The sequence below is a fragment of the Tenacibaculum profundicola genome, from assembly GCF_057220795.1.
In genome coordinates, this window is the sequence record NZ_CM170137.1 from 3375725 (window position 1) to 3387543 (window position 11819).

The following is an 11819-nucleotide window of genomic DNA, read 5'->3' on the forward strand; positions in this document are numbered from 1 at the left end:
ATAACATAATGTTAAAAAAAGATTAAAACTTAGGAAACTTTTTTTGTTTCTAAAGTTTCCTGACGTACATTTGCAATTAATTATGAAAGATAAAATTTTAGAGAAATCAGGACAGATGTTTTTAAACTTAGGGTTTAAAAGTATTACGATGGACGATATTGCTAATGAATTAGGAATTTCTAAAAAAACATTGTATAAATATTTTTCCAACAAAGCCTCTTTGGTAGATGGGGCAACCGAATTAGTGCAGCGAGAGATAGATAATACAATACTCTATATAAAGGAACAGAATTACAATGCTATTGAAGAGGAGTTTGCGGTAAAGGCAATTTTTAAAGAAATGTTTAAAAATGCCAAAACGTCTCCCATGTATCAATTAAAAAAATACTATCCAGAAACCTACACACGACTTATGGAAAAGGAAGTATGTATGTTTAAAGATTGTAATATTGACAATTTGACCAAAGGGATAGCGCAGGGATTGTATAGAAAGAACATTAAGAAAGAACTGATAGGCAACTTCTATTTTTTATTGATTTTTGGTGTGTTTGAAAGCGAATCTTACAGTGATCAAATGCAGGAAGTACTGAAAATAGAGTATGAAGTGCTTGAATATCATATTAGAGCAATTGCCACAGAAAAGGGTATAGAAGAATTAGAGAAACAATTAAAAATCATAAATCAAAATAAATAACCAATGAGAAAATACATCTACAGTGTATTTGTATTCTTTTTTACGAGTTTTTTACTCGCACAAGAAAAAGAAATGCGCATATCTATGCAAGGAGCTATAGCGTATGCCATGAAAAATAACTACGACAATAAAATTGCTTCGAAAAATATAGAAGCTGCTAAGGAGAGAAAATGGGAAACAACGACTATCGGTTTACCACAAATTGACGGTAAGGTTGATTATCAAAACAACTTGAAAAGACAATTTCCAGGGGTTGATTTTAATCAGGATGGAACTATCGATTTTGGAGCCAGACATTCGTTAAATGCAACGGTGACCTTAAAACAATTAATCTTTGATGGTTCTTATTTGGTAGGTCTGCAATCAGCTAAAACATATTTAAAAATCTCTGAACAAGTAAAAGAGAAGACGGCCTTAGCAACACGAGAAGCTATTATCAATGCGTATGGAAATGTGCTGGTTACTGAAAAGTCAATTGAAATTTTACAGAATAATAAAAGAGTTCTCCAAAAAAATCTAAACGAAACTCAAAAAATATATAATAACGGATTAACCGAGTTGGAAAATGTAGAACAATTACAAATTACCCTTGGTAATGTTGAAAATAATTTGAGTAATTCAAAAAGAATGAAAGAGTTAGCGTATCAAATGTTAAATATTGCATTAGGAAATTCAATTGATAGAAAGTTAGTATTGACAGACTCTTTAGATAGTTTAGTGGTAACAAATACAGATCTAACCTTATTGGCTAAGATTTTCAATGTTGAAAATCATATTGATTATAGAATGGCCGAGAATGATAAGGAAAGTAAAAGGTTATTAATGAAATTAGAACAAAGTAAAGCGTTACCGAGTTTAAGTACGTTTATTAACTATTCATACCTCGCAAATTCTGAAACATTTACTTTTTTTGAATCATCTCAACGATGGATTCCTACGTCTGTTTTTGGTGTGAGCTTAAATGTGCCCATATTCAGTAGTTTTGGAAGACGCTCAAAAACTGCGAGAGCTAGAATTGAGTTGGAAAATTCTGAAATAAAAAAAGAAGAAGTAAAACAAAAGTTGAACCTTGAAGCAAATGCAGCAAAAAGCGAATACCAATTAAGCCTAGAAAATTACGACACCGCTAAGAAGAACCTTGCTCTAGCAGAGCGTATAGAAAAAAAACAACAAATAAAGTTTTTTGAAGGAATTTCGTCTAGCTTCGATTTGTTGCAAGCACAGAACCAGTTGTACTCGCAACAAAATAACTATATACAGTCAATGTTAAACGTCATTGCTAAAAAAGCCCAATTAGAAAACGCATTAAATATACCGCTTAAATAAACAATTAATGAGAAGGATTGCAACCATAATATTATCAGTTACACTTTTGGCTTCATGTGGAAGTAAAGAGCAATCAGTGGAGAGCGTAATAGACTCCCAAGATTTAAAGACAATTCGTGCTAAAAAAGACGAGTTAAGTAAAAAACAACAAGAATTAGCTACTCAAGTTAAATTACTGAATACAGAGATATCAAAATTAGATACCAATAAAAAAGTACCGTTAATTACTACCATTAAGATTCAGGAAAAATCATTTGTCCATTGTTTAGATTTACAAGGTAATGTTCAAACTAAAAAGAATGTGTTAGTATATCCAGAAATGCCAGGGCAATTGGTTAGAATTTTTGTAAAAGAAGGACAATACGTAGTTAAAGGGCAACGATTAGCTCAAATTGATGATGGAGGTTTAAGTCAACAAGTAGCGCAGGCAGAAGCACAAGCGAGTTTGGCAAAAACTACCTACGATCGTCAGAAAAGACTATGGGAGCAAAAAATTGGTTCAGAAATTCAGTATTTGCAAACAAAAACCAATTATGAGGCATTGTCAAGAACCGTGAATCAATTAAAGCAACAATTGGGTAAAAGTGTGATCAAAGCTCCTTTTACAGGTATTGTAGATGATGTAATAAAAGAAGAAGGAACTGTTGTGGCACCTGGGCAGGGAGCTGAGGTGTTCAGAGTGGTGAATTTGCAAGATATGTATATTGAAACGGATGTTCCTGAAAATTATATAACATCGGTTGTAAAAGGAAAAGAAGTGGAAGTGGAATTTCCAATACTTGATAAGGTGCTTAAGTCAACCATTCGTCAGGCAGGAAATTTTATAAATCCAGCAAACAGAACGTTTAAAGTAGAAATAGGAGTTCCGAATAAGGATAGAAGCATCAAGCCGAATTTAACAGCTAAACTGAAAATTAACGACTATACTAACCCAAAAGCTATTTTAATTCCACAGAGTGTTATTTCTGAGAATGCAGAAGGCGAACAATATGTTTATATAGTGGAAGATGTGAAAAATAATATAGGGAAAGCAAAACAAGTGATTATAACAACTGGAAAAACACAAGGAGATATTATCGAGGTCTTATCTGGTATAGAAACAGGAGCCGAAATAATACAGGAAGGAGCACGTAGTGTTAAAGACCAACAAGAGGTTAAAATATTAAAGGTTGTTAAAGAATCATAAAATCAAGACGAATGACTGAAAAGCAAAAAAAACAAGTCGATAAAGAATTTGGCTTATCTTCTTGGGCAATTGGTAATAAAACGACCATTTACGTGCTAATTACCCTTATTCTTATATTAGGAATTTCGGCCTTTTTAAACATGCCCAGAGAGAATTTTCCTGAGATTAGAGAAACTAAAATTTATATTAGCTCAATATACCCAGGAAATACAGCAGAAGATGTAGAGAAACTAATTACGGATCCGTTAGAAGATAAGTTGAAAACGGTAAGTAATGTGGTAAAAATCAACTCTACCTCACAAGAAGATTATTCCATGATTATTGTAGAGTTTGATGAAAACATTAGTGTAGATCAAGCAAAACAAAAAGTAAAGGATGAAATAGAGCAGAAAACATCGGGAGAGGATTGGCCTACCTTTAATGGTGCCAAAGTAGAACCGAATGTTTTTGAATTAAGTATTTCTGAAGAAATGCCCATCTTAAACATAAATATTTCTGGTGACTATCCAGTTGATAAATTAAAGGAATATGGTGAGTATTTAGAGGGAGAAATAGAGAATTTGCCAGAAATAAAAAAGGTTGATATTCGTGGTGCTGAAGAGAAAGAAGTAGAAATCGCGGTTGATATCTATAAAATGATGGCAGCTAAAGTTAGTTTCCAAGATATTATCAATGCGGTAAATGGTGGAAATTTAACGATGTCGGCAGGTAATCTGATTGCTAGTGGCCAAAGACGTACCATTCGTATTATAGGTGAGATAGCAACACCACAAGAATTACAGAATTTTGTAGTGAAATCTGAAAAAGGGAATTCAATTTATTTAAAAGATTTAGCTGTAGTTACTTTTAAAGACAAGGATAAGACCACTTACGCACGTGAGTTTGGTGCCCCAGTTGTGATGTTAGACGTTAAGAAACGCTCGGGTAAAAACATGGTTGAAGCTGCTGAAAAAATTCAGCAAATTGTTAAAGATGCGAAAGCTGATGTGTTACCTAGCAATTTAAAGGTAACTATAGCCAATGATCAATCATCTAAAACCATAGGTCAAGTAGATGATCTAGTAAACAATATTATTTTCGGGGTAATATTAGTGGTGTTAGTACTTATGTTTTTCCTCGGATTTAAAAATGCGCTATTTGTTGGTTTTGCCATTCCGATGTCGATGTTTATGTCGTTAATGATTTTAAACTGGTTAGGTTATACTATGAACACCATGATCCTTTTTGGATTGATTATGGGACTTGGAATGTTAGTAGATAACGGAATTGTAGTGGTTGAAAATGTGTATCGTTTAATGGACGAGGGAATGCCTAGAATTGAGGCAGCAAAAAAAGGAATTGGAGAAATTGCCTTTCCTATAATTATCTCAACATTGACAACAGTAGCGGCTTTTGTTCCCTTAGGAATGTGGCCAGGTACAATGGGGCAATTTATGATTTACTTCCCAATAACACTATCCGTAGTTCTTGGGTCTTCTCTATTTGTAGCTATTTTCTTTAACTCAGTGATGGTGTCACAACTAATGAGTACAGAAGATAAAAATATGCCGTTAAAACGTATCATTACGTTGTCCTTAATCTTATTCGCGATAGGTTTATTAATTGTTGTCGTAGGAGGTGAATACAGAGGCTTAGGAACGGTAATGGTTTTTACCTCAATTATGTTATGGGTATACCGAATTGCATTACGACCTTGGGCGAATGCTTTTCAAAATAAAATATTACCACGTTGGGAACTTTTTTATGAAAAATCGTTACGAACGGTTTTAAAAGGATACAGGCCCTATGTGATTTCAGGAATAACGGTGGTGTTATTATTCATCGCTTTTGGAGGTTTTGGTGCGTCAATTAAGAGTCAACGAACAAAAGTTGAGTTTTTCCCTGATAATACACCTAACCAAATCATTGTGTATATAGAATATCCGCAGGGAACAGATATCAGCAAGACAAACACAATCATGAAAGATTTGGAAGAACGTGTTTATAAGGTCTTGAACTCTCCTGAATATCTAGATAACGGTTATAATTTTCTAGTGGAAAGTGCTGTTTCTCAGGTAGGGGCAGGGTCAGGAAACCCTCAAACAGATGGAGGCTCTACTGCAGAAATGCCGCATAGAGGTAAAATTACCGCATCAATGAGAGAGTTTAAGTATCGTAGAGGTGCCGATAGTAAGGAGTTACAGAAGAAAGTAACGGAAGCTCTGAAAGGAATTTATCCAGGTTTGGCTATTTCTGTTGAAAAGGAAGCTGTTGGGCCACCAGCCGGATATCCTATTAATGTTGAATTGGAAGGGAAAGATTATGGTGAATTGATTAATACTGCAGAAAAAATGCGTGACTTTATCAATTCTAAAAGTATTCCGGGTATTGATGAATTAAAAATTGACGTAAATAAGTCTAAACCTGTAATGTTGGTGAATGTAGATCGTAAAAAGGCTGGCGAATTAGGCGTAAGCTCTGCACAAGTTGGTCAACAATTACGTAACGCTATATTCGGAGCAAAAGCAGGAATCTATAAAGAAGATGGCGAAGATTACGATATTTATGTTCGATTTAATAAAGAAGAGAGGTATAATACCAGTGCTTTATTCAATCAAAAAATAACATTTAGAGATCCGTCAAATGGTCAAATAAAAACAATTCCTGTATCAGTAGTAGCAAACCAAACCAATACTTCTGGATTTAGTGCGATTAAGCATAAATATGCGAAGAGAGTTGTGACGGTATATTCGGCATTAGCTCCTGGCTATACAGACGCAAGTGCTATTGTAGAAAAGATTAAGAATGAGATGAAAACGTTCACAGAACAACCATCTACAGTGAAAATTGACTATACTGGCCAAATTGAAGAACAAAAGAAACAAATGAACTTTTTAATGGGAGCATTCTTTGTTGGCTTAGGATTGATATTTTTTATTCTAATTTTCCAATTTAATTCAGTGTCTAAACCGGCTATTATTATGTTGGCAATTTTCTTGAGCTTAATTGGTGTTTTTGGAGGCTTAATTATTACGGCGAAACCGTTTGTTATTATGATGACCATGATGGGAATTATTTCACTTGCAGGTATTGTAGTAAATAATGGCGTGGTATTATTAGATTATACACAGTTGTTAATTGATCGTAAAAAAGTGGAAAACAATATTGATCCAAATGACTTTGTAGACGTGGTTACGTTAAGAGAGGCGATCATTAGAGGAGGAAGAGCCCGTTTACGCCCTGTTTTATTAACTGCAATTACTACTATTTTAGGTTTAATACCATTGGCAACAGGGTTTAATATTAATTTCTTTACCCTTTTTGGTGATTTTGATCCTAATATATATATCGGTGGTGATAACGTGATTTTCTGGGGGCCATTAGCATGGACCGTAATTTATGGATTATTGATAGCTACCTTCTTAACGTTGGTGGTAGTACCTATATTATTCTATTTGATCACAAAGTTTAAAATGTGGTTACGTAGTGTTGTATAATTGATTTATTTGTTAACTATTAAAGGCTAAAGATACTGAATCTTTAGCCTTTTTTTTATGATGGCAATGCACCCAGATGATCTAGTGATACCATTTCTATTGTTAATTTACCGATCATAATTTTATGGTAAATGCCGGTCTTTATATGATACTATTATGCACTGATATTCCTCTACTTTGAGGAGGTAATGCTGTTCGTTATTTGGAATCTTTTAATGATTAAAATGAAATTAAGAGGTAGTTTCAAATTCCAATCGGTATAAAAGACAAGTATGACTGCCAGGAAATGATTGAGTGTTTTTGCCTATGAACCTGTATAAGATAAAAGATAAAACGATTTTTGAGTAAAATTAGGTAACTGTTCTTTCTTGGTTTTAATGGTTTGAAATATCTTTGCTTCCTAAGGTTAGAATCTTATAACATTTCTGATGTAAATTTATCGTTCATAATTGTTTATGGTAAATGCCGATCTATAGATAGCATAAAAGCTTGATTACAAGGAAATGATTGAGTAAATCTAACTAAAATCGGTATGAGAGATTTTGAGAAGTTGTTAAGTGTTAATTCATGAAGAAAAAAGTGTTTACGGTAAATGAAGTTAAAAGAAAGATTGAACAGTATTGTGTATACCAAGATCGGTGTCATAAAGAGGTGGAAAAGAAACTTAACGACTTTGATTTAATACCAGAAGCGAGAGATTATATTTTATTACACTTGTTACAAGATGATTTTTTGAATGAAGAGCGATTTTCCAAAAGTTTTGCAAGGGGTAAGTTTAGAATAAAAAAATGGGGTAGAGAAAGAATAGTCAGAGAGTTGAAGCTTAGAGATATCTCTGTTTATAATATAAAACAAGCCCTTAAAGAGATCGATTCGGATGATTACCTTGATACCATACATACATTGTTAGAAAAAAAGAAGGTACTATTAAAAGAAATAGACCTTTATAAGCGTAAGAAGAAACTTTATGACTTTTTGAAATATAAAGGTTTTGAAAGTGATTTGATTATGAAGGTTCTCAATACTTATGATTTTAGCTAAAAAAGCTTCCTGATGTAATCAGGAAGCTTTTCAGTTTTATGTGGTTTTTAACTATTGTAAAACTAGTTTTTTAGTAGCAAATTTTCCATTTGTATTCATGTTTAAGAAATAAATACCACTAGTAAAGCTAGTCATATCTAGCTTGAAACTGTCTTCTTGGATCTTTTTCTTCGAGAATACTTTTTTACCGGTAACATCAAAAACCGAAAGATTCATAACATCTCCTTGTGATTTCCACTGTAAGTTAAAAATGTCTTTAGATGGATTTGGCGAAACTAAAATAGCGTCTAAAAATGTTATGTCAGTATTCGACAGGGTTCCTTCAATTACAAGGTCATCAATAACTGCGCCTTCTTCATTTGTAGCTTGGTCAGCAACAAATACAAATCTGAAAAGAATTTCTGATTCACCTTGTAGGGCAGCTAAATCGTAGCTATAATCATGCACCGTGGCATTCGTGCCTCCTAAAGGATTATTGTTTTCCCCTTCTCCAGTCCATTGTTTACCTGGTAATGGTGTAAAAATAGGTGTTGAAGTAGCGCCGCTATTATACCAATTGCTGTCGTTTGCCGTACCTAAAATAGTCCAATTAATTCCTTTGTCATTTGAGTATTCAACATACATATGATCCCATTCGTTCTCAATATCAAAAGCCATTTTAAACCTTAATACAGGATTGGTAATTTCTGTTAAATTATAGTATCGTGTATAAAGATATCCTGTAGTCTGATCAGGATGATTGCCTACTAGCTTTGTAGCGTACGCATTTGACCCGCTAGGAGTTTTTAATAATACTTTATTTACATTACCAAGCTCCCACATGTCATTTTCAGTGAGTAATGCATCTTCTGCATTTTCAAAAGAGTTAATTGTAGTTGGTGTACTATCAAAATTATTGACCATAAATGAAATGTCAGTAGTGTTGTTTGATACATAGGTATCATTATTGGTGGTAGTTGTAACACTTAATACATATTTTCCTAGCGATAGTGTTTCGGCTTGAAGATCTATTTGTAATTCATCTTCTGAAGCTAAACTTCCACTCCAATTTTGAGTTTTTACGGTTCCGCTATTGAATTGATATTCAATAGCAATGTCAGAAATAGTTTCAGTTCCTTGGTTTTTTACTTTTATGCTAGGCTGGATATCTCCGGAGGTGTTTATGATTGCACCAGAAGGAGCTAGAATTGATACTAATCGAACATCAGTTGCAGGTAATTGTCTAGGGATATCCGTAGAAAAAATACCTCTACCATAAGTTGCGGCATATAATGTTGATTCTTCTTCGTTGATATCTAGATCTCTAATTTTCGTGTTGGGTAATCCACTATCATAAGTTAGCCATTCGCTTTCGTCATCATTGATATAGTATACACCTAGTGTTGTTCCTAAATATACAGTATTGTTACCACTTCTTTCATGGTGTTTTATTACTGTTTTAGACTCAGAAGGCAAGTTTCCAGTAATGTTAGTAAACGTAGGTGAAGCACTTTTAATGTTGGTTGATTTAAAAACACTAGTAGATGTAGCGATCCATACCGTATTCGAATCAGTATTACTAATTTCGATAGATTGTATTTCTCCTAAGGCTGCAGGAATTTTCGTGAAATTAACCCCTTTGTCCGTTGTTTTATACAAACTAAAGCCTGTTGAGGCTAGCATGAAATTATCATCATTCGGGTCTATTTCTAAGTTGTCTAAATCTCCACCAAATGGAGCGTTATTCGATACTTGTACCCAGTCTTTGTTTTCTAGCTTATATACTTGACTATAACCTGAATATAGTTCTCCTGAGCTGTTCATAGACATAGGTGTAATCCATTTACCTCCTGAGTCATTTACGCCTCGTTCAGCTGCTGGTGCAACCACTGAATAGGCCTGGCTTACTCCACCATCCTCAGAAACATTTAATCGTCCTCCGTATTGAGTGAAACCATAATAGATATTCGCATTATTCACATCCACAACTCCTTCCATACCATCGCCACCATGATAATTATACCAATTTTCATCGGTTAAACCAAAACCTCCGTTATCTTGAAGTCCACCAGCAATAGCGTCGGCTTTTTGTTGAGATACTGAAATTCTGTAAAATTGACTAATAGCGATCTTTTTGGTAAGGTCTGTAAAATTAACTCCTTCATCTGTAGACATGTAAATTCCTCCATCGGTACCTGCAAAGAACTTGCCGTCAATAAATCTTAAAAAGTGTATGTCAGCGTGCGTATATGAAGTAGTATTTGGGTCTGCCCAATTATTAAGTTTTGAAAAAGAATTTCCTCCGTTCGTAGACTTCCAAACATCAAGTACACCTACATAAACAATATTTGCATTGTTAGCTGATACTGTTATTGCTAAATCGAACCATGCCTGTGAGCTACCAAAGATATTATTAGTTTCGGTTGTTTTGGTAAAAGAATCACCGCTATTTGTTGATTTGTATATCCCGTTAAAATTACTATTACTAGTACCTGCACTAACAAGGTAAACAACACTTGGGTCTGCAATAGTTACATCCATAGTCATTCTTGAAGAATTACTCAATCCTGTTACAGTTTTTTCTGTGAAACTTTCTCCTCCATTAGTTGATTTGTAGAATTTATCACGACTCAATGCATACCAAATGTTTGAGTCACCTGGCTTCATTTTAATGTCTAAAATATTCCCACTAAGTTTTGTAGTCCATGAAGTACCGCCATTGGTCGTTTTTTGAACCCCTGAGCTCGTTGCCACTAAGACAGTCTCAGTCGAGTTCGGGTTGATGTAAATTTCATTCATAGAACCAGGGTTTCCTGGTATAGCACCTGTATTGTTCCAAGTAGCACCCCCATCAGTTGATTTCCATACACCAACAGCGTAAGAGTCAGTAGCATCGTCGTCACCTGTTGCGATATATATGGTCTTTGAGTCGGTTGGGTGAACAGCAATACCAGACACACCAATTTGAGGTAAATAATCGGTCAAAGGCTCCCAGTTCAAACCTGCATCTGTAGATTTCCAAATACCACCGGCTGGTGATCCAACGTAATAAGTATTAGAATTACTTGGGTCTACAGCAATGGCATTTACACGACCTTGTCCGGTTTGTTTAAAATTATAAGCACTGTATCTGTTTGAATTTTCGAAAGGCCCTAAAGGTAACCATTCACCATTGTTCGTTTTGTTTTGAGCACTTAATTCTTTTTTTTGTCTCCAAGCATCCCATAAATCAGAAGCAGGGGCAATAGTTCCGTCAGGTCTCAAGTAGTGAGACCAATGGTATTCCCATCTTTTAAATGGTTTGAATCCGCTACCTTTTTTAGTGCGGTCTAACGTTTCAAAATAGGCTTCAGCTGCTTTAGAAACATCTTTTAAGGTAATTGATTGTTTTTTAGATAATTCGTTGTTTTCTTGCATCCAAGGACTATTTTTCTGGATCTGCCCATAAAAACATAAGGACAGCATGAAAAATAATAGGGTAATTGTTTTTTTCATCCTAAAAAAATTGTAATAGTTAGTATTATTATGTCAAATTAACATAGTTATAACACAAATTTAATATGTTTAATTGTATTTAACCTTAAACGATAGTGTTTTTTTTTTGCATTATTTCTGTATTTTCTTAAAAATACTGTCAATTTTAACAGAGCTGTTAATGATCTTTTTTCTATAGATTGCGTTGATTTTCGAGTTAAGGCTATTAAAGGTGGTGAAAATTTTGGCTATTTGTTTGTTTACTTGATGTGAGGTTATAGAAGGGATATATGTCATATCGGCTAATCGTAAAACTTCGTTTTCAAAAACATTGATTCTAGCTTTAAAAGCGTCTGTTTGCAAAATTTTTACTTTATTACTGCTTTTTGCTTTTTTTGTTAAACCTTTTAACTCTAAAGCATTATTTAGCGCCTCTCGAGCTGATATTTCAGTGTATTCATCAAGAAAGTTTTTCAAATCAAAATATTCAGCCCATTCAGCTATTTTTTTGAGTGATGAACCGTCCAGCTCTTTGTATTGATATGAGTTTACGATACTCATACCATTATACTTCAAATTGTTTTTTTGGGTCTTATTTTCCTTGGGAGAACAGCTCAACAACAAAGCGGTTATGAAAAATAGG

General features: G+C 34.0%; 7 protein-coding genes. 5 read left to right on the plus strand and 2 right to left on the minus strand.

Annotation, left to right across the window (positions count from 1 at the left end):
- Nucleotides 1-82: 82 nt before the first annotated feature.
- From AC2TDS_RS14110 to AC2TDS_RS14130, 5 genes are all read left to right on the plus strand, one after another.
- Nucleotides 83-694 carry a TetR/AcrR family transcriptional regulator gene (locus AC2TDS_RS14110; protein ID WP_484736219.1) on the plus strand — a complete coding sequence of 204 codons (612 nt, stop codon included), beginning with the start codon at nt 83-85 and terminating at the stop codon, nt 692-694.
- Nucleotides 695-697: 3 nt separating this feature from the next.
- Nucleotides 698-2020 carry a TolC family protein gene (locus AC2TDS_RS14115; RefSeq protein ID WP_484736220.1) on the plus strand — a complete coding sequence of 441 codons (1323 nt, stop codon included), beginning with the start codon at nt 698-700 and terminating at the stop codon, nt 2018-2020.
- A gap of 7 nt (nt 2021-2027) precedes the next feature.
- A complete protein-coding gene (locus AC2TDS_RS14120; protein WP_484736221.1) occupies nt 2028-3206 on the plus strand; it encodes an efflux RND transporter periplasmic adaptor subunit in 1179 nt (392 codons plus the stop codon).
- Nucleotides 3207-3217: 11 nt separating this feature from the next.
- Entirely contained in the window at nt 3218-6682 is a 3465-nt protein-coding gene (locus tag AC2TDS_RS14125; RefSeq protein ID WP_484736222.1) for an efflux RND transporter permease subunit, read from the plus strand.
- A gap of 567 nt (nt 6683-7249) precedes the next feature.
- Nucleotides 7250-7723 carry a regulatory protein RecX gene (locus AC2TDS_RS14130; RefSeq protein WP_484736223.1) on the plus strand — a complete coding sequence of 158 codons (474 nt, stop codon included), beginning with the start codon at nt 7250-7252 and terminating at the stop codon, nt 7721-7723.
- Nucleotides 7724-7774: 51 nt separating this feature from the next.
- On the opposite strand, the gene AC2TDS_RS14135 is transcribed toward AC2TDS_RS14130, so the two are convergent.
- Nucleotides 7775-11197: a T9SS type A sorting domain-containing protein gene (locus tag AC2TDS_RS14135; RefSeq protein WP_484736224.1), complete on the minus strand. Its 3423-nt coding sequence runs from the start codon at nt 11195-11197 to the stop codon at nt 7775-7777.
- A 111-nt stretch (nt 11198-11308) separates the two neighbouring features.
- Nucleotides 11309-11737 (minus strand): hypothetical protein, encoded by a 429-nt coding sequence (locus AC2TDS_RS14140; RefSeq protein WP_484736225.1) that lies wholly within the window; start codon nt 11735-11737, stop codon nt 11309-11311.
- Nucleotides 11738-11819: the final 82 nt, after the last annotated feature.